Genomic DNA, 240 nt, shown 5'->3' with positions numbered 1-240 from the left:
ACGGCTCCAGCAGGACTCCGAGACCAGCGTCCGGCGGCCCGCCGGCCTCACCTGGCCCGCCAACCGCGCCCTGTACACGATCAAGAGGGACAGCGAGCTGACCCCGCTTCAGCTCGCCCGGCTGACCAGCGACTCGCAGGCCAGCGTTTCGACCGTGCTCAACACCCTCGGACGCAAGGACCTCATCCAGCGCAGCCGGTCGGACAACGACGGTCGGTCCGTCACCGCCCAGCCTACCGC

1 protein-coding gene is annotated in these 240 nt (G+C 70.4%); it reads left to right on the top strand.

Going from position 1 to position 240, the window contains the following annotated elements; all coding sequences use genetic code 11:
- On the top strand, positions 1-240 hold a 240-nt coding region (locus KVT44_RS56810), incomplete at both ends, for a MarR family transcriptional regulator (RefSeq protein WP_217577141.1).

Source organism: Streptomyces sp. GbtcB7 (assembly GCF_019091445.1).
GTDB lineage: Bacteria > Actinomycetota > Actinomycetes > Streptomycetales > Streptomycetaceae > Streptomyces > Streptomyces mirabilis.
This window is presented reverse-complemented; position numbering and strand designations above follow the sequence as displayed.